The organism is Streptomyces sp. NPDC029292 (assembly GCF_055569295.1).
The window spans coordinates 538,401-561,487 of record NZ_JBVHXR010000003.1 but is presented as its reverse complement, the minus strand read 5'-3'; the positions used below and the strand labels follow the sequence as shown (position 1 = coordinate 561,487).

20 protein-coding genes, 1 pseudogene and 1 riboswitch are annotated in these 23,087 nt (G+C 70.3%); of the genes and pseudogenes, 5 read left to right on the top strand and 16 right to left on the bottom strand.

Annotated features, from left to right (window positions below; genetic code table 11):
* Window positions 1–25: 25 nt before the first annotated feature.
* The 3 genes from ACZ4WS_RS10815 to ACZ4WS_RS10805 form a co-directional block, all read right to left on the bottom strand.
* Window positions 26–1,393 (bottom strand): peptidase C39 family protein, encoded by a 1,368-nt coding sequence (locus ACZ4WS_RS10815; RefSeq protein ID WP_467979122.1) that lies wholly within the window; start codon window positions 1,391–1,393, stop codon window positions 26–28.
* A gap of 199 nt (window positions 1,394–1,592) precedes the next feature.
* Window positions 1,593–3,134, bottom strand: a complete 1,542-nt coding sequence (locus ACZ4WS_RS10810; RefSeq protein ID WP_467979121.1) for an amino acid permease — start codon at window positions 3,132–3,134, stop codon at window positions 1,593–1,595.
* Window positions 3,135–3,218: 84 nt separating this feature from the next.
* On the bottom strand, window positions 3,219–4,175 hold the full coding sequence (locus tag ACZ4WS_RS10805) for a hypothetical protein (protein ID WP_467979119.1): 957 nt from the start codon (window positions 4,173–4,175) through the stop codon (window positions 3,219–3,221).
* Between the two features lie 232 nt (window positions 4,176–4,407).
* Here ACZ4WS_RS10805 and ACZ4WS_RS10800 point away from each other — a divergent pair, with 232 nt between their 5' ends.
* Complete coding sequence (locus tag ACZ4WS_RS10800) at window positions 4,408–5,061, top strand: uridine kinase family protein (protein WP_467979118.1); 654 nt, start codon at window positions 4,408–4,410, stop codon at window positions 5,059–5,061.
* 466 nt (window positions 5,062–5,527) lie between these two features.
* A complete protein-coding gene (locus tag ACZ4WS_RS10795; RefSeq protein ID WP_467979116.1) occupies window positions 5,528–7,390 on the top strand; it encodes an AAA family ATPase in 1,863 nt (620 codons plus the stop codon).
* Between the two features lie 184 nt (window positions 7,391–7,574).
* Here ACZ4WS_RS10795 and ACZ4WS_RS10790 read toward each other — a convergent pair whose 3' ends face one another.
* The 9 genes from ACZ4WS_RS10790 to ACZ4WS_RS10750 form a co-directional block, all read right to left on the bottom strand.
* Window positions 7,575–8,666 carry a hemolysin family protein gene (locus ACZ4WS_RS10790; RefSeq protein WP_467979115.1) on the bottom strand — a complete coding sequence of 364 codons (1,092 nt, stop codon included), beginning with the start codon at window positions 8,664–8,666 and terminating at the stop codon, window positions 7,575–7,577.
* On the bottom strand, window positions 8,663–9,988 hold the full coding sequence (locus tag ACZ4WS_RS10785) for a hemolysin family protein (RefSeq protein WP_467979113.1): 1,326 nt from the start codon (window positions 9,986–9,988) through the stop codon (window positions 8,663–8,665). Before ACZ4WS_RS10785 ends, ACZ4WS_RS10790 begins: the two co-directional genes overlap by 4 nt.
* A 199-nt stretch (window positions 9,989–10,187) precedes the next feature.
* Complete coding sequence (locus ACZ4WS_RS10780; protein WP_467979112.1) at window positions 10,188–10,652, bottom strand: PH domain-containing protein; 465 nt, start codon at window positions 10,650–10,652, stop codon at window positions 10,188–10,190.
* Between the two features lie 14 nt (window positions 10,653–10,666).
* A complete protein-coding gene (hisG, locus tag ACZ4WS_RS10775) occupies window positions 10,667–11,524 on the bottom strand; it encodes an ATP phosphoribosyltransferase (RefSeq protein ID WP_467979111.1) in 858 nt (285 codons plus the stop codon).
* 50 nt (window positions 11,525–11,574) lie between these two features.
* Window positions 11,575–11,847: a phosphoribosyl-ATP diphosphatase gene (locus ACZ4WS_RS10770; protein WP_030038616.1), complete on the bottom strand. Its 273-nt coding sequence runs from the start codon at window positions 11,845–11,847 to the stop codon at window positions 11,575–11,577.
* A 34-nt stretch (window positions 11,848–11,881) separates the two neighbouring features.
* Window positions 11,882–12,367 carry a 6,7-dimethyl-8-ribityllumazine synthase gene (gene ribH, locus ACZ4WS_RS10765; RefSeq protein ID WP_028803647.1) on the bottom strand — a complete coding sequence of 162 codons (486 nt, stop codon included), beginning with the start codon at window positions 12,365–12,367 and terminating at the stop codon, window positions 11,882–11,884.
* Window positions 12,368–12,468: 101 nt separating this feature from the next.
* Entirely contained in the window at window positions 12,469–13,758 is a 1,290-nt protein-coding gene (locus ACZ4WS_RS10760) for a bifunctional 3,4-dihydroxy-2-butanone-4-phosphate synthase/GTP cyclohydrolase II (protein WP_467979109.1), read from the bottom strand.
* Window positions 13,755–14,393 (bottom strand): nicotinamide mononucleotide transporter family protein, encoded by a 639-nt coding sequence (locus tag ACZ4WS_RS10755; protein ID WP_467979107.1) that lies wholly within the window; start codon window positions 14,391–14,393, stop codon window positions 13,755–13,757. The genes ACZ4WS_RS10760 and ACZ4WS_RS10755 overlap by 4 nt, the downstream gene beginning before the upstream one ends.
* On the bottom strand, window positions 14,390–15,004 hold the full coding sequence (locus ACZ4WS_RS10750; protein WP_467979106.1) for a riboflavin synthase: 615 nt from the start codon (window positions 15,002–15,004) through the stop codon (window positions 14,390–14,392). The genes ACZ4WS_RS10755 and ACZ4WS_RS10750 overlap by 4 nt, the downstream gene beginning before the upstream one ends.
* 154 nt (window positions 15,005–15,158) lie before the next feature.
* Window positions 15,159–15,289: riboswitch (FMN riboswitch) on the bottom strand.
* A gap of 358 nt (window positions 15,290–15,647) precedes the next feature.
* Between ACZ4WS_RS10750 and ACZ4WS_RS10745 the strand changes: the two are divergent.
* Window positions 15,648–15,956: pseudogene (locus ACZ4WS_RS10745) on the top strand (nucleoside-diphosphate sugar epimerase); the annotation flags it as partial.
* Window positions 15,957–15,991: 35 nt separating this feature from the next.
* Here ACZ4WS_RS10745 and ACZ4WS_RS10740 read toward each other — a convergent pair.
* A complete protein-coding gene (locus ACZ4WS_RS10740) occupies window positions 15,992–17,179 on the bottom strand; it encodes an ROK family transcriptional regulator (RefSeq protein ID WP_467979104.1) in 1,188 nt (395 codons plus the stop codon).
* A 208-nt stretch (window positions 17,180–17,387) separates the two neighbouring features.
* Between ACZ4WS_RS10740 and ACZ4WS_RS10735 the strand changes: the two genes are divergently transcribed.
* Window positions 17,388–18,599: an MFS transporter gene (locus tag ACZ4WS_RS10735; RefSeq protein ID WP_467979102.1), complete on the top strand. Its 1,212-nt coding sequence runs from the start codon at window positions 17,388–17,390 to the stop codon at window positions 18,597–18,599.
* On the opposite strand, the gene ACZ4WS_RS10730 is transcribed toward ACZ4WS_RS10735, so the two are convergent.
* Together ACZ4WS_RS10730 and ACZ4WS_RS10725 are read right to left on the bottom strand one after the other, a co-directional pair.
* Window positions 18,559–19,020 carry an acyl-CoA thioesterase gene (locus ACZ4WS_RS10730; protein ID WP_467979100.1) on the bottom strand — a complete coding sequence of 154 codons (462 nt, stop codon included), beginning with the start codon at window positions 19,018–19,020 and terminating at the stop codon, window positions 18,559–18,561. The two genes, ACZ4WS_RS10735 and ACZ4WS_RS10730, sit on opposite strands and share 41 nt — an antisense overlap.
* Window positions 19,021–19,113: 93 nt before the next feature.
* The gene (locus tag ACZ4WS_RS10725) at window positions 19,114–20,379 is read right to left on the bottom strand and encodes an alginate lyase family protein (protein ID WP_467979098.1); all 1,266 of its coding nucleotides are present in this window, start codon (window positions 20,377–20,379) and stop codon (window positions 19,114–19,116) included.
* Between the two features lie 121 nt (window positions 20,380–20,500).
* Between ACZ4WS_RS10725 and ACZ4WS_RS10720 the strand changes: the two genes are divergently transcribed.
* Complete coding sequence (locus ACZ4WS_RS10720) at window positions 20,501–21,916, top strand: uracil-xanthine permease family protein (RefSeq protein ID WP_467979096.1); 1,416 nt, start codon at window positions 20,501–20,503, stop codon at window positions 21,914–21,916.
* On the opposite strand, the gene ACZ4WS_RS10715 is transcribed toward ACZ4WS_RS10720, so the two are convergent.
* Entirely contained in the window at window positions 21,898–23,001 is a 1,104-nt protein-coding gene (locus ACZ4WS_RS10715) for a glycoside hydrolase family 6 protein (protein WP_467979283.1), read from the bottom strand. The genes ACZ4WS_RS10720 and ACZ4WS_RS10715 overlap by 19 nt on opposite strands.
* Window positions 23,002–23,087: the final 86 nt, after the last annotated feature.

The following is a 23,087-nucleotide window of genomic DNA, read 5'->3' as shown; positions in this document are numbered from 1 at the left end:
GGCCCTGGTGGGGGCCGCCCCGTTCTCAGCGGACTCCCACCGCCGCGAGCGCCTTGCACTGCCGCGCCGAGGGCTGCGCCGGGAAGTAGAGGTAACAGACCCCGCCCGTACCGGAGACGACCTTCCCGGAGGCGTTGTACCTCTTGGTACGGAGCCAGATCGTCTCCCACTCGGACCGCTTGTAGACTCGGCGCACCGCGTCGTCGCTCGGCGAGGCCGGGTCGTTGGCGATCACATCGCCGTCCGCGGTGAAGCCGATGACGGTCATCAGGTGGCCCGAAGTGCCGTAACCCGCGCCCGTCAGCTCGGACTTGAGGAACGACTGGGACGTTATGGCCGGGATGCCGGCGGCGATCAGCGTCTCCAGGTCGGTGAGCGAGCCGAGGCGGGTCACCACGCCTTGGAGGTCCTTGTACGTCGACGCGTACGCGGCGTTGAAGGGCCAGTTGCCGCAGCCGGCGTACTGGTAGTCGTAGGTGAAGCGGGCGGCGTGGCACACCTGCGGGTCGGCGTAGTCCGGGTTTATCCAGGCGAGTTGCTCGGGAGTCGGCTTGCGGCCCCAGTACTCGATGATCATCTGCGAGGAGGTGGGACTGCACCAGGCCTCGCCGCCGTTGTCGTACTCGGGGTACTGGCCCGCGTGGATCTCCTGCGAGTAGCGCGGGACGTTCAGCTCCTGGGCGAGACCGGGGGTGGAGGCCGGGACGGTGAAGCGGTCCGGGATGTCGGAGCCCATCGCGCCGAGCCGCCACACGGTGGGCGTGACCTTGGTGCCCGGGGCGCGGTACAGGGTCAGCCGCAGCCGGTACGAGACGAGGCGCAGGCCGGAGGCGGCGGCGTCGATGGAGAAGGTGTCCGTCCAGATGCTGCTCTTGCCGTCGCTCTGGTCGTCGACCGAGGTCCGCTTGATGTCCTGGTCACCGGACGCCCAGCGGCCCATCACGTACCAGGGCGTGTCCGTGCCGTCGGAGTACGTGCCCGTCAGCTCGACCTGGAGCCAGGTGCCCGCCGGGGTGTGCGCGTTCCAGGAGGCGATGGCCTCGGTGGCGGGCACGGCGAGCCGGTGGACCGGGGCGGTCCAGGCCGCGTACTCCCAGGTGGCGGTCTTGCCGGTGTGCGGGTCCGTGTAGTCGGCGGTGCCGGCCGGGGCGGCGATCACCAGGCCGGGACGGATGCCCGGCAGGGCCCGCGTGCCCTCCGCGGTACCACTGCGCCAGTCGGAGTACGAGGTCCAGGCGCGGTAGTCCACGAGGCCGGTCGGGGTTTTCGACAGGGCTTTCGCGGGACGGGCCGGCGCGTCGGCGGCGGCCGCCGGACTCGCGGCACCTGCCGCGGCGGCGGCGACCGCCGCGGCCAGGACGGTTCTGCGCGACGGCTGTTCAGCTCTGGTCATGGGTGGGTGACCCCCAGGTGTCCGAAACGGGCGTGTCCAATGCGCGGGTTGCGCCAACTATGGATGCCGACCCCGGCTTCTGCCAGCACTTCGGGGCTCGCGGCGCCGACCAATATTGGTTTCGACCACTGGCATGACCAGGGACGCGGTGGCCCCGGCGCACGGCAGTGCCGTACACCGGGGCCGAGGACGGGTGCCGTCAGATGAGGTCCATCGCGGCGACCTCGTCGGGCCGACCGTAGCTGACCGGCCCCTGGAAGCGGCGGCGCGCCGTGGCGAACCACCACACCGTGGCGATGACCAGCACCACGGCCAGGGCGATCGACGCGTAGTTGAAGGTATCGCCGGTGATCGGCGATACCTGCGGCAGCATGAACAGCACGCTGCTGGCGACGATCCAGATCACGGCCACCCAGCCGACGAGCTTGCTCCAGCGCCCCAGGTTCCAGGGTCCGGCCTCGAACTCGTCACCGAGCCGCAGTCGCAGGAAGATCGGCACGGCGTAGGCGAGGAAGAGCCCGACCACGTTGACGCTGACGATGGCGGTGAAGGCCGTGTGCGACCACCAGCCGGGCACGACAAGGGCCACCGAGCAGCCGACCGCGAGCCACACGGCCTTGACGGGGGTACGGGTGCGCGGTGAGACCGAGTGCCACCAGTGGGAGCCCGGCATGGCGCCGTCCCGGGAGAAGGCGAAGATCTGCCGGGTGTTGCTGGTCAGATTCGCCAGACCGCAGAAGAGCATGGACCCGATCACGATCAACAGGATGGCCTTTGCTGTGCCCATGCCAAGGCCATCGATGAGAATCTGCACGGGCGGCGCCGAGGAGCCGGCCACCTGGACATAATCGTGAATGCTGTACACAAGAGCGAGCATGAGGATCAGTCCCGTGATCGCCGAATAGCCGATCGCGCGGGTGATCCCCTTGGGCGCGTTGACCGTGGCCCGCACCGTTTCCTCGGACATGTGGAAGCTTCCGTCGAAGCCCGTGAAGGTCCAACTGGTGACCAGCAGGCCGAGCATCCCTCCGTAAAGGCCATTCGTGAAACCGGTGTTGTTCACGAAATGCGTGACGAACGAGGCCGACTGGTGATCGTCGGGCATCACGATCAGTGTGCTCACGATCACTATCAGCCCGATCAGCAGCCACCACACGGAGATCCGGTTGAGGAGGGCGACGAGCTGCACGGTGTAGGTGTTGGCCAGGCCCTGGAGCACGATGATCAGTGCCGTGATCAGCACCGTCTGATGCGCGGTCGGCACGTACGAGGACCACTGCAGGGCGATGAACGCCTGGATGAAGGTGGCGGCCGCGTACCCGGTGGCCGCCGTACCCCCGACCTGGCCCACGAAATTCAGCCAGCCCGTGTACCAGGACCAGGCGCCCTTGTGGCGCTTGGCCAGCTTTCCGGCGGAGAAATAGAGCGCCCCGCTGGTCGGGTAGGCGGAAGCCACCTCCGCCATGGCGGCGCCGATGAACAGCACCATGACGGAGACGCCGATCCAGCCGAAGACGAGAATGCGCGGCCCTCCGGCATTCATACCGAATCCGAAGGACGAGAAAATACCCGAGATGATATTGATGATGGTGAAGGAGATCGCGAAATTGTCGAACGCCTGGAATCGGCGTGTGAGCTTTCGCGGATATCCCATCGCATGAAGCGTCGCGTCGTCGTCGAGCGCGACGGAATCGTCGCCGACGCGTCCTCTCGTACGCGGAGCCGATATCCGTTCTGACACAACTGACCTTTCTCTGGGGGTTGACCGGAAGACTGGGATGGCCGGTTCAGGACCGAGGACCTGGGGTCAGGACCGGGGACTGGGTCAGGGGGCTCCCGGCACGGGCAGGCCGCAGGAGCGGCGGGCGCGGGACAGCTGCTCCTCGGGGTGACCGAACACGCTCCACGGCATGCGGCAGGCGTACGGCCCCATCGCCATGAAGACCGCCCGCGCCTCGAACTCGCGCTGTGCCATGAACAGCGCGTGCGCCAGATACGCCAGGTCGAGCACCGGTGTGAACCGGTAACTCGGCACCTGGGGAAGCCAGTTCTGGTAGATGGCGAGCGCCGTGGAGCGCCACTGGGGCTGCTCCCAGGTGCGGTCGACCAGGAGCTGCGAGGGGTTGTAGCTCTCCACCAGGGCCACCAGCGGAAGGAGCCGCAGCGGCGAGGACGCCGGGGCGCGCTGACTCAGGAAGGCGGCGACGTCCCAGGCTGCGTTCACCGAGCCGCCGTACCGAGTGAAGAAGAAGGTGAGGAAGCGGTGGTGGCCCTCACGGTTCCACGGGTCGAGGCGCAGGATGTGCGAGAAGAGCCGCCAGGGACCGGGGGGCGCGGTGAGCAGGCCCTGCGGGGCGGGCTCACGGAGGTCGTGCAGCCGGGCCATCGCGAGCTTGGCGACCCATGGCGTGGGGTCGGCGGGCGCCATCGTCGCGGCCCGGTCGCACGCGGTCAGCGCGATGCGCTCCAGGGCCTCGGCCCGGTCGTCCTTGGCGTCCGCCGCGCGCAGCGCCCGCAGTACGGCCACGCGCGCCCACATCAGCGCGGCCTCGGGGGTCGGTTCCTCGGCCAGCCAGCGTTCGGTGAGGTCGGAGTCGGCGGCCTCCGAGGCCAGGACCAGCGAGCGGTGGGCCCGTAAGCCGTAGTCGCCGCGCGACTCGGCGAGGGCTTCATGGGCGCTCAGATAGCGGCCGGCCCGGACATCCACGCAGACGCTCGCGAGTCTGCGGTCGTCGGCCGCCGGATGCCACACATACTGCCCCTCGAATAACCCCGCGGCCATCTTCCCCTGTCCATCCCCGTATGACACTTCGCAGTTGCGCACCAGGCACCCTACTCAGCATCAAGCGGAACCGGAACGCCGTTTCCGAAATACCTGGTTCCGCGCCTTCCACGGCTTATGGAGGATGCGAAAGGAGTTCTTGAGGATTGTTCAATGACTAGTTCAATACGGCACTATTCGGTACCCATGACTCCGCTGTGAAAACCATCCGGATAGAATGTTCCCCAGGAATATGCCGACATCTCCTCGCACCCCGGGAACCCCGATTCACGACCTCGCCTCGGACCTGCGCCGACTGCCGCCTTCCTGCGGCCCCGTACGCCTGATCGGCGTCGACGGGCACGCGGGCTCCGGAAAGACCACGTTCGCCGGGCAATTGGCCGCGGCACTGGGCGGCGCGCCCGTGCTCCACCTCGACGACATCGCGACGCACGAGGAGCTCTTCGCGTGGACCGGGCGGCTGCTGCGCCAGGTGGTCGAACCGCTGCGCCGCGGCGAGCCGGCGCGCTACGCCCCCTACGACTGGACCGCCCGGCACTTCGGACCGCCGCGCGAGCTGCCGCCCGCGCCCGTCGTCCTCCTCGAGGGCGTCGGCGCCGGCCGCCGCGCGCTGCGCCCGCATCTCGCGCGACTGCTGTGGATGGAACTGCCGCACGACGAGGCCTGGACGCGCGGGCAGCGGCGGGACGGTGCGGCGCAGCGCGAGTTCTGGGCCGGATGGGTCAGCGCCGAGCGCCGGCACTTCGCCGAGGACCCCTCAAGACCGTTCGCCGATCTTCTGGTGCGGCAGTGTTCCGGGGGATACGAGGTGCTGCCGGGGCCCGTTGAGACCCCCGGACCGACCCTCTTCATCACTGACGGTGACGGACCACCCGCAGTGTGCTGAACTTGTGAAGACCCTTGCGTGAGAACTTCCTTCAGTGCTTCAACTCGGCTTGACCGGGGGGCCGTACAGGACTTACGTTCTCAATGTGCGGACTTTCGAAGCCGCCCTCAGACGCGAAGCCCCCGGTTGTTCCCCCGTGATCGGGGGCTTCGTTCTGCCCACATCCTCTCTTTCCGGGCGCTGCGTGCAGTGATTCGGTCACCCTCGGTCACCGCCTGAAGTGCGCCCCATCTGCTCCCACCTCGTGGAACGGGGTGTGCGGCACCCTTCGGCCCGCGCCTCACCCGCAGGTACGATGCCTCTCGGTGCGACCTTCGGACGGCTGCTCTGCGCACCGATGCAACTCCCGTCCGTGGCACAGCGGTTCGACCAAGGCTGCCGACGGGCACCGGCCCGGCGGCGAGGGGGCGTCTATGGTCCACGAGACACCCCCTGACCATCGGGGGCACGGTTTGTGGGGGACGTGATGGACTTCGGCACGCAGGGCCCGGAGGCCCCGGCCGACCTCGCCTGGCTGCGGGGTGTGGATGCCTACACGATGGGCGCCTATCCACAGGCGGAGGAGGAGTTCCGCACCGCGGTCCGGATGGACCCGGGCATGGCGGACGGCTGGCTCGGACTGCACGCGCTGCGTGTGGACACGACGACCGCGCTGCTCAGGATGTTCCGGCACCGCGACCGCTTCGGCGAACAGCGCGCCCGCCACCGGCGCACCCTCAACTCCTGGTACTGGCTGGGCTGGTGGGTGCAGCCGGTGCTGGAGAGCCCGCGCGATCTGCTGCTCGCGCACGCCTCGCACTGGCTGGACGGACGCCATGTCCCGGAGCTGGACCGGGCGTTGGCGGGTCTGCCACCGGTCGACGCCGATGCGCAGGTGCGGTTCCTGCACGCCTGCCGGGCCTATCTGGTCAAGGACTGGGAGCAGTTGGTCCGGCACACCGATCCGCTGATCGACGATCCCATGCTGGGCATAGAGGCCGGTCTCTTCGGCGGCATGGCCCGGGTCCGCCTGGAGATGTTCGGGCAGGCGGAGCCGCTGCTGTCCTCCGCGCTGATGCGCTGTCGCAGCGAGCAGCCGCAGCGCAAGGAGCTGCGGTACTGGCTGGCGCGGGCCCACGAGGGCACCGGGCGGTCCGCCGCCGCCCTGCCCCTGTACCGGGCGGTGCACCGGGTCGACCCCGCCTTCATGGACACCTCCGCGCGGCTCGCGGCGATCTCCGAGGGCGACGGGTACGACGAGGTCAGCGACCTCGCGGCGATCACACTCACCGGGGTCGGGCAGGACATGATGGAGGGCCCGGACGGTGTGGACCCGCTGTTCGGCACCGAGGGGCGGGACCTGAAGCTCTCGGAGCCCGGCCTGGTGCCGCCGGGGGCGCTGCCTCCCGAGACCGACGCGGTGCGCGAGAAGGCCGTGGTGCCGGTGCAGCCGCTGCCCGCCGGGCCGACCGACCCCGGGTTACTCGAGGAGGCGCTCACCGAGCTGGAGCGCATGGTGGGCCTGGAGCCTGTGAAGCGCCAAGTCAAGGCACTGTCCGCGCAGTTGAACATGGCGAGGCTGCGCGCCGGACAGGGGCTCCCGGTCCAGCCGCCGAAGCGGCACTTCGTCTTCTCGGGCCCCTCCGGCACCGGCAAGACCACCGTGGCCCGCATCCTCGGCCGGGTCTTCTACGCACTCGGGCTGCTGGGCGGCGACCATCTGGTGGAGGCCCAGCGGGCCGACCTGGTCGGCGAATACCTCGGCCAGACCGCCGTGAAGGCCAACGAACTGATCGACTCGGCCATCGGCGGAGTCCTCTTCGTGGACGAGGCCTACTCGCTGTCGAACTCCGGCTACGGCAAGGGCGACGCGTACGGAGACGAGGCCCTCCAAGTCCTCCTGAAGCGGGCCGAGGACAACCGCGACCACCTGGTCGTCATCCTCGCGGGCTACCCCGAGGGCATGGACCGCCTGCTGTCCGCCAACCCCGGCCTCTCCTCCCGCTTCACGACCCGCGTCGACTTCCCTTCCTACCGCCCCCTCGAACTCACCTCCATCGGCGAGGTGCTCGCCGCCGAGAACGGCGACATCTGGGACGAGGAGGCCCTCGACGAACTCCGCTCCATCAGCGGCCACGTCGTCGACCAGGGCTGGATCGACGAACTCGGCAACGGCCGCTTCCTGCGCACCCTCTACGAGAAGAGCTGTGCGTACCGCGATCTGCGGCTGTCGATGTACCCGGGCACGCTGTCCCGCGACGACTTGTCGACCCTGCGGCTGGCGGATCTGATGCAGGCGTACGGGGAGGTTCTCTCCGGGCGGGGGCCACAGGATCCGTCGGCGATGTGACGGGGCCGGCTCCCGAGCAGTTTTCGCCCCCGCCGCCCCTGCCCTTCCCGTACTGGGGGCTGCGCCCCCAGACTCCGCTGTCGCGCTTCGCGCTTCGCGCTTCTCACTCGTCCTCGAACGCCGGACGGGCTGGACATCTCCGGCGTTCGAGGAGCGGGGTCCGGGGCGGAGCCCCAGGTCGGGATCAGCTGGCCAGCGCCTCCTCCGGGGCCGCGCTCGGGCGGGGCTCCGAGACCCGTACCGGCGGCGGGGTATCCCGGTGTGCCGGGTCCCGTACCTCGCCGACCAGCAGCTCCAGTACGTCCTCCAGTGCGACCAGGCCCAGGACCTTGCCCGACGCGTCGGCGACCTGAGCGAGGTGGGTCGCGGCGCGGCGCATCACGGTGAGGGCGTCGTCCAGGGGGAGTTCGCACCGCAGGGTCGTCATGGGGCGCCAGTTCTGCTGGGGTACCGCCCGCTCGGACTCCTCCAGGTCGAGTACGTCCTTCACGTGCAGGTAGCAGCCCATGAAGGCACCGTTCTCCGCGACCACCGGGAAGCGGGAGTACCCGGTGCGCGCGGTGAGCGCGACGACCTGGCCCGGGGTGACCGAGGGGGCCACGGTCACCAGGGAGTCGCGGTCCAGGAGAACGTCGGTGACCGGGCGGGAACCCAGCTCAAGGGCGTCCTCGAGGCGCTCCTGCTCCTCGGGTTCCAGCAGGCCGGCCTGGCCCGAGTCCTCGACCAGGCGGTTGAGCTGCTCGCTGGTGAAGACCGCCTCGACCTCGTCCTTGGGCTCCACCCGGAACAGCTTGAGGATCAGCCGGGCGCAGGCCCCCAGCGCGACCGTGACCGGCCGGCACAGCCGGGCGAAGGCGACCAGGCCGGGGCTCAGCCACAGCGCCGTCTTCTCGGGCGCGGCCATCGCCAGGTTCTTCGGCACCATCTCGCCGATGACGAGGTGGAAGAAGACGACGAGGGCGAGCGCGATGACGTATCCGAGGGGGTGGATCACGCCGTCCGGCAGATGGACCGCCTCGAAGAGGGGTTCCAGGAGATGGGCGACGGTCGGCTCGGCGACGGCGCCGAGCGTCAACGAGCAGACGGTGATGCCGAATTGGGCCGCGGCCATCATCTGAGGCAACCGCTCGAGGCCGTACAGGACCTGCCGGGCCCGCGCGGACTCCAGCGGTTCAATCTGGCTGCGCCGCACGGAGACGAGCGCGAACTCGGCACCGACGAAGAAGCCGTTGGCGAGGACGAGCAGTGTCGCGAAGAGGAGTTGGAGCACGCTCATCGGACGGCCTCCGGGGCGGGCACGGTCCTCACGAGACGTACCCGCTCGGCGCGGTAGTGCCCGACCTGGCGCACGGAAAGACGCCAGCCGGGAAGTTCGGCCTTGTCGCCGGGGGCCGGGATCCGGCCGAGCAGATCGGCGACGAGGCCGGCCACCGTCTCGTACGGGCCCTCGGGCACGTCGAGGCCTATGCGCTGGAGGATGTCGACCCGGCAGCTGCCGTCGGCGTCCCACGCGGGTCGCCCGTCCTCGGGGGGCGCCGCGGCGAGCTCGGGCAGGTCGTGTCCGTCGTGCTCGTCGCGGACCTCGCCGACGAGCTCCTCGACGATGTCCTCCAGGGTGACGACGCCCGCCGTGCCGCCGTACTCGTCGACGACGACAGCGATGGGCTGCTCGCTGCGCAGCTGTTCCAGGAGGGGCTGCACGGGCAGTGTCTCCGGGACGAGCAGGGGGGCCTGGGCGATCCGGCCGACGGGGGTGCGCAGCCGGTCGTGCGAGGGGATCGCGAGGGCGTCCTTGAGGTGCACCATGCCGACGATCTCGTCGATCCGTTCCCGGTAGACGGGGAAGCGGGACAGGCCGGTGGCGCGGGTGAGGTTGACGACGTCCTCGGCGGTCGCGGACGACTGGAGGGCGCTGACCTTCACGCGTGGGGTCATGACGTGCTGCGCGGTGAGGTCGGCCAGCGAGATGGTCCGGACGAAGAGATCCGCCGTGTCCTGTTCCAGGGCGCCGGCCTGCGCGGAGTGGCGGGCCAGGGAGACGAGTTCGCCGGGGGTGCGGGCGGAGGCCAGCTCCTCGGCGGGTTCGACGCCCAGGGCCCGTACGAGCCGGTTGGCGACCGTGTTGAGCGCGGCGATCACCGGACGGAACAGGCGGGAGAAGAGATGCTGCGGGCCCGCGACGAAACGGGCGACCTGCAGGGGCTTGGACACCGCCCAGTTCTTGGGCACGAGTTCGCCGATGACCATCTGCACGGCCGCGGCGAGCAGCATGCCGACCACCACGGCGACACCGGACACGGCGCCCTCGGGCACCCCGATCGCGGCGAAGGGGGCGTGCAGCAGCTCGGCGAGCGCCGGTTCGGCGAGCATGCCGACGACGAGCGAGGTGATGGTGATGCCGAGCTGGGTGCCGGAGAGCTGGAAGGACAGCTCCTTGAGCGAGTTCACGACGGTCAGAGCCCGTCGGTCGCCGTCGGCCGCGGCCTTCTCGGCGTCGGGGCGCTCGACCGTGACGAGGCCGAACTCCGCCGCGACGAAGAAGCCGTTGGCGAGAATCAGCAGAAACGCCGCTCCGAGGAGCAGCAGGGGGATGGTCATGCCGCCGCCTCGATATGTCGGGAGGGGGCGGCGCAGGTACTACAGGACGATCCGTCCATCGCTGGAGGGAGTCACTCCTCGGGTAGCAGGGGGCCTCTGAACGCCGGGTGGCACATCAGAAGCGGAGGCGCAACGAAAACGCCTCCGCCAACAGATTAATCAAGACATGGGCCCACAGGGCAGGGTGGAAGGCTGAGAGTCAGCCCTGATGTTCCTCAGGGTTGCCGATGGAGCGGGCCTCGGCGAGGGCGCGCAGGGCGCGGGCGTCCTCGATCGCGCGCTGCTTGGCGATGCCCGGCTGGATGCCGAGCGCGGGCATGCTGGTGCCGTCGCTGAGGTTGAGGAACACCCAGGGGTCGCCGGGGCGCAGGTTGACCTGGAGGATTTCCGCCCAGGCCAGGTGCCGCCTGCTGGCGATGTTGACGACGGTGACCCCGGTCTCGTCGGCGACGACCTTGGGCCGGGAGAGCAGCAGGAGCACCCCGAAGAGCAGCGCCGCCGTGAAGATGAAGCTGACGCGCTCCCCCGGGCTGAGCTGCTCCAGGAGCATCGCGACCGTCGTGATGACCACGAAGATCGCGGCGCCCGCGGTGAGCAGGACGGCCCGGGTGCGGGACGGCCGGAACGTGACGGGCAGGGCGGGAGTCTGGTGAGAATCCGACATGGCTCGCGGTCCCGTCAGAGCCGGCAGGCGTGGATGGCCGTGGTCAGGATGGCCCGCGCGCCGAGCGCGTACAGGTCGTCCATGATCCGCTGGGCCTCCTTGGCGGGGACCATGGCGCGCACGGCGACCCAGCCCTCGTTGTGCAGCGGCGAGATGGTCGGCGACTCCAGGCCGGGAGTGAGCGCGACGGCCTTCTCCAGGTGCTCGGCGCGGCAGTCGTAGTCCATCATCACGTACGTCCGCGCGACCAGGACGCCCTGGAGGCGGCGCAGGAACTGCTGCACCTTGGGCTCGGCGTCCTCGGCGGTGTCGGCTCCGACGCGGCGGATGACGACGGCCTCGGACTTCATGATCGGGTCGCCGAAGACCTCGAGGCCCGCGTTGCGCAGCGAGGTGCCGGTCTCGACGACGTCCGCGATGACCTCGGCGACGCCCAGCTCGATGGCGGTCTCGACGGCGCCGTCGAGGTGGACGACGGAGGCGTTGATGCCGCTGTCCGCGAGGTGCTTGGCGACGATGCCCTCGTACGAGGTGGCGACCGTAAGCCCCCCGAGGTCCTCGATGCCCTGGGCCGTGCCGGACTTGGAGGCGAAGCGGAAGGTGGAGCGGGCGAAGCCGAGCGGGAGGATCTCCTCCGCGTTGGCTCCGGAGTCGATGAGCAGGTCGCGGCCGGTGATGCCGATGTCGAGGCGGCCGGAGGAGACGTAGATCGCGATGTCGCGGGGGCGGAGGTAGAAGAACTCGACCTCGTTCTCCGGGTCGACGATCCTGAGCTCCTTGGACTCCCGGCGCTGCTGGTAGCCCGCCTCATGCAGCATCTCCGCCGCAGGGCCTGACAGGGAACCCTTGTTGGGGACGGCGATGCGCAGCATGAGGTCGGCTTCCTTTGTTCGTTCGTGTGTGCGGGATGGAGAGGGACGGCTCAGAGGTGGGCGTACACGTCGTCGAGGGAGATCCCGCGCGCGACCATCATCACCTGGACGTGGTAGAGCAGCTGCGAGATCTCCTCGGCGGCGGCGTCCTTGCCCTCGTACTCGGCGGCCATCCAGACCTCGGCGGCCTCTTCGACGACCTTCTTGCCGATGGCATGGACGCCCTTGCCGACCAGCTCGGCGGTGCGCGAAGTGGCGGGGTCGCCGGTGGCGGCCTTGTGCTGGAGCTCGGTGAAGAGCTCCTCGAACGTCTTATTGGACATGGTGCTGCCTACCCTACGCGCTAGTGCAGGTGCCTCAGCGCCAGGGTTCAGATACTGAGCGCAGCGTGGCCGCGGTCGCCACGGCGGCCGTCACCGCCTCGTGCCCCTTGTCCTCGTTGGAGCCCTCGATGCCCGCGCGGTCCAGGGCCTGCTCCTCGGTGTCGCACGTCAGCACGCCGAAGCCGACGGGGACGCCGGTGTCGATGGAGACCTGGGTGAGTCCGTTGGTGACGCCCTGGCACACGTAGTCGAAGTGGGGGGTCCCGCCGCGGATGACGACGCCGAGCGCGACGATCGCGTCGTAGCCGCGCCCCGCGAGGACCTTGGCGACGACCGGGAGCTCGAAGCTGCCGGGGACCCGCAGGAGGGTCGGCTCGTCGATTCCCAGCTCGTGCAGGGCGCGCAGCGCGCCGTCGACGAGGCCGTCCATCACCTTCTCGTGCCACTGTGCCGCGATGACCGCGACGCGCAGGTCGCCGCAGTTGCGTACGGACAGTTCAGGTGCACCCTTGCCGCTCACGTCTCTCCTCAGTGCCGCTGTGCTGTGTTGCCGATAGTGCCGTTGTTACTGGTTGCCGCAGGTGTTACTGGTGCTACTGGTTACCGCAGGTGTTACCGGTCCTACTGGTTACCGCAGGCGGACACGGTGGCCGTGTCCAGCCAGGGCAGGTCGTGCCCCATCCGGTCGCGCTTGGTGCGCAGATACCGGAGGTTGTGCTCGCCCGCCTGGACGGGCATCGGCTCCCGGTCGGTGACCTTGAGGCCGTGCCGGACGAGCGCGTCGGTCTTGTCGGGGTTGTTGGTCATCAGGCGAACGCTCGCCACCCCGAGATCCTCGAGAATCTGCGCGCTCGCGCCGTAGTCCCGGGCGTCGGCGGGCAGGCCCAGCTCCAGGTTGGCGTCGAGGGTGTCCCGGCCGCGCTCCTGGAGCTCGTACGCGCGCAGTTTGGAGAGCAGCCCGATGCCGCGTCCTTCGTGGCCGCGCAGGTAGACCACGATGCCCCGCCCCTCGGCCTGGATGCGTTCCATGGACGTCTGGAGCTGGGGGCCGCAGTCGCAGCGCAGCGAGTGGAAGACGTCGCCGGTGAGGCATTCGGAGTGGACGCGGACGAGGACGTCCTCGCCGTCGCCGATCTCGCCGTGGACGAGGGCGACGTGCTCGACTCCGTCGACGGTGGAGCGGTAGCCGTACGCGGTGAACTCGCCGAAGGCGGTGGGCAGCTGGGTCTTGGCCTCGCGCCGGACGGTGGGCTCGGCGCTGCGGCGGTAGGCGATCAGGTCCTCGATGGAGATGATCGTCAGGCCGTGCTTGCGGGCGAACGGGATCAGTTCGGGCAGGCGGAGCATGCGGCCGTCCTCCCCCGCGATCTCGACGATCGCGCCGGCGGGCCGCAGACCCGCGAGCCGGGCCAGGTCGACGGCGGCCTCGGTGTGGCCGTTGCGGACCAGGACGCCGCCGGGCTTGGCGCGCAGCGGGAAGATGTGGCCGGGGCGAACGAAGTCGTCCGCCTGGGCGGTGCCGTCCGCGAGGAGCTGAAGCGTGGTGGCACGGTCGGAAGCCGAGATGCCGGTGGTCACACCGTGAGCGGCGGATGCGTCCACCGACACGGTGAACGCGGTTTTCATCGACTCGGTGTTGTCGTCGACCATCTGCGGGAGCCGAAGCCGCTCCAGCTCGTCGCCCTCCATGGGCGCGCAGATCAGGCCGCGGCACTCGCTCATCATGAAGGCGACGATCTCGGGGGTCGCCTTCTCGGCGGCGATGACGAGGTCGCCCTCGTTCTCCCGGTCCTCGTCGTCGACGACCACGACCGGGCGGCCCGCCGCGATGTCGGCGATGGCCTTCTCGACCGGGTCGAGCGCGAAGTCCTCGATGTTGTCGGTGCTGTACAAGACCGGCGCCGTGGTCATGCCGGGGCTCCTTCCAGGACGGGCTGCCCGGCCTCGCGGGAGCGCAGCCACCAGTCGCGCAGGCCCCACAGGACGAGCGCGCCGTAGAGGACGTAGACGAAACCGGAGAAGGCGAAGCCGTTGGCGAAGTTGAGCGGCACGCCCACCAGGTCGACCAGCAGCCAGGCGAACCAGAACTCGACCATGCCGCGCGCCTGGGCGTACATGGCGACGACGGTGCCGACGAAGATGTACGCGTCCGGCCAGGGGTCCCAGGACAGGGACGGGTACGCGAGGAACAGACCGGCGACGGCGACGGTGCCGAGGGCGGCGACACCGACCAGTGCGGCGCGCTCGCGCCAGGTGGCGAACCGGACGGCGATGGAGCCGTCCTGTCCCTTCCCGCGGTTCCACTGCCACCAGCCGTACACCGCGACGACCATCACGACGACCTGCTTGCCGGCGCTGCCGGAGAGGTGGGCGGTCGCGAAGGCCGCGAAGAGGATGACGCCGGAGAGGAACTGGACGGGCCAGCTCCATATGGAGCGCCGCCAGCCGAATGCCAGGCCGATCAGACCGATCACGTTGCCGATCATGTCGGACCACTTGATGTGCTGGCCGAAGAGCGTGAAGGCCTCGGAGTTGAGCCAGTTCACTGCGTGGCCCCCTCGGCGGTGGCGCGGTCGCCGAGCAGTCGCTCGACGTACTTGGCGATGACGTCGACCTCGAGGTTGACCGGGTCGCCGGGCTGCTTGAGGCCCAGCGTGGTCAGGTCGAGGGTGGTGGGGATGAGGCTGACGGTGAAGTAGTCGGGGCCCGCGTCGACGACGGTCAGGCTGATGCCGTCGACGGTGATGGAGCCCTTCTCGACCACATAGCGGGAGAGGTCCGCGGGGAGCGAGATCTTCACGATCTCCCAGTTGTCGGACGGCTTGCGCTCGATGACCGCGCCGGTTCCGTCGACATGGCCCTGCACGATGTGCCCGCCGAGGCGCTCGCCCACCGCCATCGGGCGTTCCAGGTTGACGCGGGAGCCGACGGCCAGGGCGCCGAGGCTGGAGCGGTTCAGGGTCTCCGCCATGACGTCGGCGGTGAATTCGTCGCCCTCGTGCTCGACCACCGTGAGACAGACGCCGTTGACGGCGATGGAGTCGCCGTACTGTGCGCCCTGCGTGACGACGGGGCCACGCAGACGGAAACGTGAGGCGTCGTCGAGAATCTCGACGGCGGTGACCTCACCCAGCTCTTCGACGATTCCGGTGAACACTTCCCGGGTCCTCCTGCCTCATGGGGCACGGACTCCGGGGCCTGTCGATGACGACAGAATGAGCGGACAACGGCACACCGGGAGCGACGCCGAAAGGGCACCCGTCCCACAGGACGAGTCGCAACAAACGGCAGCGCGCACGAATGCCCGCCCGCCGCGCACTGCCTCCCATCCGGACTTTAACCGTCGGTCCAGGAATTTCACCTGGTCAACCGGCCGCTGGAAGCGACCGGGTCGCGGACTGTAACCGCCGGTTCGGACTTTCACCGACCCCGGAGTGCGCTGCTTCTGGTACAGAGCCAGTGTGCCACGCCTGATCGACCCCGATGCGGGCGAAAGTCTGTGGGGTGGCTCACAGAGCGCATGGCTGGACTTCTGCGGCGCGGCCGACCGGCCAACTCCCGCCGAGCCGGACACCCTTGCTATTGGTCCATACCTATTGACCCTCTGGTCTAGTCCACTTAAGGTCGGTGATCATCACCCGCGTGGTCACTACTTGTCGATCCCGCCCCCGAGCGGCCCGGCGGCGGTGACGGAGGCCCTTGCCCCGCCGCCGGGTCCCCACCCCCGGCTCTGCCAGGCTGGAGGCGTGACGACGACTCTCACCGACGAATTCGAGAGACATCGCCCGCGACTGTTCGGGCCGGCCTACCGCATGCTCGGCTCCGTCGAGGTCTCCGAGGTCGCCGAGCGGCTGGCCGAGCTGGCGGTGGGTGCTCCTGCGGGGCGGGTCGACGACATGGGTGGGCCTGAGGTGCGTACGTTTCCCTCGCTGGCTCGCGCGTATCTGCGCGCGGCGGGGAAGCGGCGGCCGATGGTCGATGTGCGTCTTGCGGGAAAGGAGTATCGGGGGCTGCGGGGTGGGGGCCATCTCGCGCCGGAGCGCGCCGTCGGGAAGGGCACGTTCGAGGAGTATCTGGCGGGGCGGTTCGGGGGTGCGGGGAAGGGGTGAACCGGCGTGCGGGGGTGTGGGTGAGGGGTTTTCGCCTACCGCACCCCGGGCGCGAAGAGCTCGTCCTGGGCGCCGTCGCGGGCGGTCAGCAGGGCGCCGCGGAGCACCGCGGCTCCGCCCAGCGGGCTCGCGCGCACCTCGGCCGGAAGCGGGGACATCCTCTTGAGGCGCTCCTCGACACGGGCGGCGAGGACGTGGCCGCCCGCTTGGCCGACCTCACCGCCCAGGACCACACAGCCGGGGTCCAGCACCGCGATGACGGAGGCGGCGCCGATGGCGAGACGGTCGGCGAGGGCGTCGAGGAAACGGGACGAGTCCGGGGCGTCGGCGGTCGTCACCGCCTCACGGACCAGCGCCGCCGCGTGCGGCTCGTACGGCGCCGCCTCCGCCACGACGCCGTACTCGGCCGCGAGCGCCGCGACAGCCGCCGCCCCCGCCAGGGAGTGGAAGCCGCCCTCGCAGTCCGTCGCCGACGGCAGCGTCGCCGTGCCCGGTACCGGCAGGAAGCCGATCTCGCCCGTGCCGCCGGAGGCGCCACGGCGGAGTTTGCCGTCGAGGACCACGGCGGCACCGGTGCCGTGGCCGAGCCACAGGAGCACGAACGTGTCCCGGTCACGGGCGGCGCCGTCGCGCTGTTCGGCGAGGGCGGCGAGGTTCGTCTCGTTCTCGACGATGACGCGGGCGGGCAGGCGTTCCTGGAGGGCGGCGACCAGGCGGCGGTGCCACTCGGGCAGGCCGGAGGAGTCGCGGAGTTCGCCGGTCGCCGGGTCGATGAGGCCGGGCGCGCCGATGCCGACGGTGTGCAGGCGCTCGGCCCCGGCCTCCTTCGCGGCGCGCTCCACCAGGGCGACCGCCTGCTCGACGGCGGACCCGGTGCCCGTGTCGTCGGCGATGGGCACCGACGCCCGCGCCAGTTCCGCGCCGAGGAGGTCGGAGACGACGACGGAGACGCCCTCGGTGCGGACGTCGAGGGCGGCCAGCTGGGCCCGGTCGGCGACGATGCCGTACAGCCGCGCGTTCGGGCCGCGCCGCTGCTCGCCCGACTCCCCCACGACCGCGATCAGCCCGGCCGCCGCGAGGCGTTCCACGAGGTCGGCGACCGTGGGCCGGGACAGTCCGGTGAGCTGCTTCAACTGCCCTGCGGTCAAAGGGCCTTCCTGCTGGAGCAGGCGCAGGGCGAGCCGGTCGTTGATGGCCCGGGCGGTGCTCGGAGATGCGGGCATGCCGGGATCCTCCCAGATCACGGAATCCTTCCAGCTCACGGGCCCTCCCAACGCACAGGTTCCTCCCAGATCACGGGTCCTGCCAGATCGGCGGGGCGCGAAGCCACGGGGCCTTCCCTCGTCCATTAAGTCGTCTATTTATCAGGCAGGGTTCCTGATAGTTTACGACGGCAGTGCGGGGAGGACGTCCGGGAGGGGCAGCGGCACCATGAGTGAAGTGGTCTACGACAGGCGCGAGTTGAAGCGAGCACGGTACGCCGTGGCCGCCGTGTTCGCGGTGCACGGCGCGGTGACGGGCTCGTTCGCGACCCGCGTCCCGTGGATCCAGGACCACGCCGGCATCAGCACGGGCCAGCTGGGTTTCGCGCTCGCCTTCACGGCGTTCGGCGCCTCCGTCTCGATGCCGCTGGCGGGACGCATCAGCCATCGCTTCGGATCCCGTTCGGCACTGCGCGGGCTGATCGCGCTGTGGACGCTGGCCCTGACCCTGCCGTCCCTCGCGCCGAACCTGCTCACCTTGTGCCTGGCCATGTTCACTTACGGCGCCACGGCGGGCATGGCCGATGTCGCCATGAACGCGCTGGGCGTCGAAATCGAGCGCGGACTCGACAAGTCGATCATGTCCGGGCTGCACGGCATGTGGAGCGCGGGCGCCCTGACCGGCTCGGCGGCGGGCACGCTCGCCGCGCACCTGGGCTCGGACGCGCGCCTGCACCACGCATTGGCGGCAGCGGCCCTCACGCTGCTCGGCGTGGCCGCATGTCGCTGGGTGCTGGATCTGCAGCCCAACGAGGACGAGGAGCCGCCGCCCCGGTTCGCGCTGCCGCCCCGGTCTGCGCTGCTGATCGGCACGGTCGGGTTCTGCGCGGTGTTCGCGGAGGGCGCGAGCCTGGACTGGTCGGCGGTCTATCTGCGCGATCAGCTGGGCACCTCGGCCGGTCTCGCGGCGGCGTCGACGACGGGCTTCATGCTGACCATGGCGGTGGCCCGGCTCGTGGGCGACACGGTGGTGAACCGCTTCGGCGCGGTACGCACCGTACGGGCGGGCGGTGTCCTGGCCGTACTCGGCGGGCTGCTGATCGTGGTCTCGAACCATCCCGCGGAGGCGATGGCCGGGTTCGCGCTGCTGGGCCTGGGCATCGCGGTCGTCGTCCCGCTCTGCTTCGCGGCGGCCGGGCGCAGCGGCCCCAACCCCAGCCAGGCCATCGCGGGCGTCGCCACCATCACATACACCTCGGGCCTGGTCGCGCCGAGCGCGATCGGCACGCTGGCGCAGGCGACGAGTCTGGTGGTGTCGTTCGGACTGGTGACGGTGCTGGCGTGCGGGCTCGCCGCGTTCGCGGGTGTGCTGCGCGCGGGCGACCGGGACCGCCCGAAGGTCAGCCCTGCGAGCGCAGCAGTTCCCGGCCCAAGGCCCTGAACCGGTCGCTCCACGGCGTCGGGCGCAGCGTCCCGGCGTCGAGCCGTACGAGGACCCGGGTGCCGTGCGCGTACGTCATCGCGCCATCGGCCGAGCAGAAGCGGAAGCCGTACGTCAGTCCGGTGTTCCCGAGCCGCTCCAGCCAGATGTGGACGGCGTACGCGCCCGGCCGGTTGATCGGGGCCTCATAGCTGATCCGCAGCTCCTTGACTGCGTTGCAGAAGTCACCCGCCGCCTCCCAGTCGCCCTCGAAGCCGGCGAAGCCGCGCTCGCTCCACAGCGCGGTCCAGGCGCGCTCGACCATCACCGGGTAACGGGCGTTGTGCAGCAGCCCGAGCGCGTCCAGGTCGTCGAAGTGGACGGTGGCGGGAATCAGCCGCCCGTACGCGAGGGCAGGGGCGGTCGGGGCTTCGGCGGTCACGGGCGGGGCTCCTGAGACGTACGGGACGAGAGAGATGTGGCTGAAAAGGACACCCCATCCTAAGCAAACGCTCAGGAGACCCCGCCCAGCAGGTCAGCCCGCGATCGAGTCCAGCTGCTCCGCGGCGGGCCGCAGCGCCCACAGGTCACCGCCGGGCGGCGCTTCGAGCTCCGGGACCGCGGCCCGTGCGGCCCGGTCCCCCGCGTCGGCGGCCGCGTGCACGACGTCGCTCGCCGCGAACCGGTGGAACTCCAGCTCCGGGTGGGCCCACGGCTCGGCTCCCGTCGCGGCGGGCAGCAGATAGTCGACCGCCTTGAACAGGCTCTGCCCGTCCGGGCCTTGGTACGACCACAGGTTCACACCGACGTGCCGGCCGATGGCCGCGAGCCGGGTGTAGGCGACCAGGTCGAAGGTGGAGTAGTGCCAGCTGCGGGTGCGGGCCAGCTCCTGGGGCTGACTGCCGTCGGCGGCGATCTGCGGGTCGATCCGCAGGGCGCGCGCGTCGAGGACGGTCTGCCGGGCGAGGTCCGTGTCGCCGGTCGCGTACGCCAGGGCGGCGAGCTGCATGTCGTAGAAGGTGCCGTGGTTGTTCTTGGCGGCGCCCTCCTCCTTGCCGAAGGCGCTGTTCGCCAGCCAGTCGCGGAAGTCGACATTCCAGGCGCGCATCGCGGTGCGGTCGGTCCTGGACCAGCCGGGGGCACCCGTGTCCAGGATCGCGATGGCGTCCAGGACGCTCGTGTAGGACTGCGAGAAGTCGATGATGCCGATGGCCCGGCCGTCGTACTTGCAGGGGATGAACTGCCCGTGATTCAGGTTCGGGTTCATCCGGGTGTCCGGGGCGAGGAACCAGGTGCGCAGGACGGCGGCGGCCTTCTCGGCGTACTGCTTCTTACCCGTGTAGTACCAGGCCAGCGAGAGGTCGTACGTCGAGTCGAAGACCTTCTCCACGTCCTGGCGGTCGGTGCCGGTGTCGACCTCGGGATTGCGCTGCCCGTCGCGCTGGACGTAGGGGCAACCCCAGGGATTGTCGGCGGTCCTGGGCTGCGAGGGCCACCAGTACGGGGCCTGGCTGAGGTAGTCGTGGACGTCGCCGCCGGGGGCGGGCTTCGGCTTGTCGACGACCGTCCAGGGGCCCTGGTCCAGCCAGTTGTCGGCGCGGGCCGTCAAGTCCCTCAGTGTGCGGGCAAGTTGGGTATCGCCGTGATCCAGGCGGACTTTGGTCTGCTGCAGGCGGGCGCCGTCGAGGACCGCGGTCCTGGGGACTCTGGGCGTGGCGTGCGCCGAGGCGGAGGGGACGACGACGACCGCCAGGGCGACCACGGCGGCTACGAGCACGCCCAGTCGGGGTCTTGCACTCACAGAGCACTCCGATCAGAAATATGAACGCAGTTCATGAGTAGGACCGTGCGAGCGTAGGACCACCGGTTAGCCGTGACAATGGTCCGGACAGATTCACGTACAGAGAAAGCGAAGCGACACCATGGACCTCGGCGTGCGCTGGAAACTGCACGGTGACGGGCGCACGCCCGCCCCGGGAGCGGTCGTCCGCCCCGATGAACGCCTCTCCTGGCCGCGCACGGTCGGGCTCGGAGCCCAGCATGTGGTGGCCATGTTCGGGGCGTCCTTCGTCGCACCCGTCCTGATGGGCCTCGACCCCAACCTCGCGATCATGATGTCCGGCGTCGCGACGGTCATCTTCCTGCTCGCGACCCGCGGCCGGGTGCCCAGCTACCTCGGCTGCTCGCTCTCCTTCGTGGGCGTCGCCGCCGTGATCCGGGCGCAGGGCGGCACCAGCGCGACGGTGACGGGCGCGGTCCTCGTGGTCGGCGTCGCGCTGTTCCTGGTGGGCCTCGCGGTGCAGCGGTTCGGGGCGCGGATCATCCACGCCGCGATGCCGCCGATCGTGACCGGCGCGGTCGTCATGCTGATCGGCTTCAACCTGGCGCCGGTGACCGCGTCCACGTACTGGCCGCAGGACCAGTGGACGGCGCTGCTCGTGATGCTGTTCACCGGTCTGGCCGTGGTGTGCCTGCGCGGTTTCTGGTCACGGATCGCGATCTTCCTGGGCCTGGTCTTCGGGTACGGGATCTCCTGGGCCTTCGACCGGATCTTCGGGAAGATCCACTCGGTGGACGCCAGCGGCAAGCTCACGGACCACTGGCGCCTGGACCTCTCGGGCGTCGGCAAGGCGGACTGGATCGGCCTGCCGTCCTTCCACGGCCCGTCCTTCCAGTGGTCGGCGATCCTCGTCGCGCTGCCGGTCGTCATCGCGCTGGTCGCCGAGAACGCGGGCCACGTCAAGGCCGTGGGCGAGATGACCGGCGACCCGCTGGACGACGAGCTGGGCACCGCGATCTCCGCGGACGGCGTCGCGTCGGTGCTCTCCACGGCGGTCGGCGGCCCGCCCAACACCACGTACTCCGAGAACATCGGCGTGATGGCGGCGACCCGCGTCTACTCGACGGCCGCCTACTGGGCCGCCGCGGGCTTCGCCCTTCTGTTCGGCCTCTGTCCCAAGTTCGGCGCGGTCGTGGCGGCGATCCCGGGCGGTGTCCTCGGCGGCATCACCGTCATCCTGTACGGCATGATCGGCCTGCTCGGCGCCCAGATCTGGCTCAACGCCAAGGTCGACCTGCGCAACCCGCTGAACCTGGTGCCGGCCGCCGCGGGCATCATCATCGGCGTCGGCAACGTGACGATGAAGTTCACGGACACCTTCTCGCTGAGCGGTATCGCGCTCGGCACGCTCGTCGTGATCACCGGGTACCACGCGCTGCGGGCGATGGCTCCGGCTCACCTCAAGACGCAGGAGCCGCTGCTGGATTCCGGCACGTCGTCGTACGACAAGGCCGAGGAGTCGAACGGCAAGGCGGAGGATCAGCGCGCCAGCTCATAGGCGTACTCCGCCGAGAAAGTCCCCGGCGTGCCCTTGCAGCCGTCCGACTCGCCCGGCAGCTTCACCCACAGATAGGCGTCGATCCGTACCTCCCCGGTACTCAGGGTCGGCGCCTGTCCGATCTTCCGGCCCGCCGGATCGCACCACTCGCCGTCGGCCGGGGCTCCGTTGCCGTTCCGGCTGGTGTCGATGACGGCGCCCAGGCTTGCGGGGCCGCCGAGGGCGGACAGCACCTGCCGGGCGTACGTGATCTCCGCGCTCGTACGGTGGAAATTGGACACGTTGGTGAAGATGCCGTCGGAGGAGGCGGCCGAGGCGGCGCCCGCCTGGGTGAGGAGCGCGGCCTGGCCGGCGGCCGGGTTCCAGTCGGAGTGGCCCGCGTCGTAGTAGACGCGGGCCTTGGGGTTCGCGGACTTCAGGACGCGGCCCGCGCGGGCCAACGAGGCGAAGCGGGCCGCCCGTTCGCCCACCGGGAGGCAGTCGGACTGGGCGATCGAGTCGGGCTCCAGGACGACGATGACCTCGCCGGAGCCGAGGCCCGCCGCGAAGTTGTCGATCCAGCCGTCGTAGGCGGCGAGGTCGGGCGCCCCGCCCTCCGAGGCTCCGCCGCAGTCGCGCTGCGGGATGGCGTAGGGCACGACGACGGGCACCCGGCCCTGTCCGGCGGCCGCCGACGTCACCGCCCTGACCCGCGCGGTGATGGTGGACGGCGCGAAGTCCGCGAACCAGACCGCGGCAGGGCGGTCGGCTATCCGCGACTCGATCACCGCGCGCCGGGAGTCGCCGGGGTGGGACTCGACCCAGTCGAGGACCTGGGAGTCGGAGTGGCGGTAGAGCAGGGCGGTCACGGTCTCCGGCTTCTTCCTGGTGACGGAGGGCTTCGGACTCGGCTTCGCGGATGAGGACTTCGACGCGGATGCCGACGCGCCGGTCGCCGAAGGGGTGGGTACGGCGGGCAGCGGCTGGAGGCTGGGTGAGCGGGTCACCAGGGGCTTGGCGTCGTCCGAGGGGCGCCCGCCGTCGAGCGCGGACATCATGCCCGTCGCGCTGCCGACCGCGACCACCACCGAGGCCGCCGCGACCATGGCACCGCGCCGGGCGGCACGTCTGCGCTCGGCCTTGCGTGCGGCCAGGCGCTGGGCACGTAAGCCTGACACGTACTGCTCCCCCC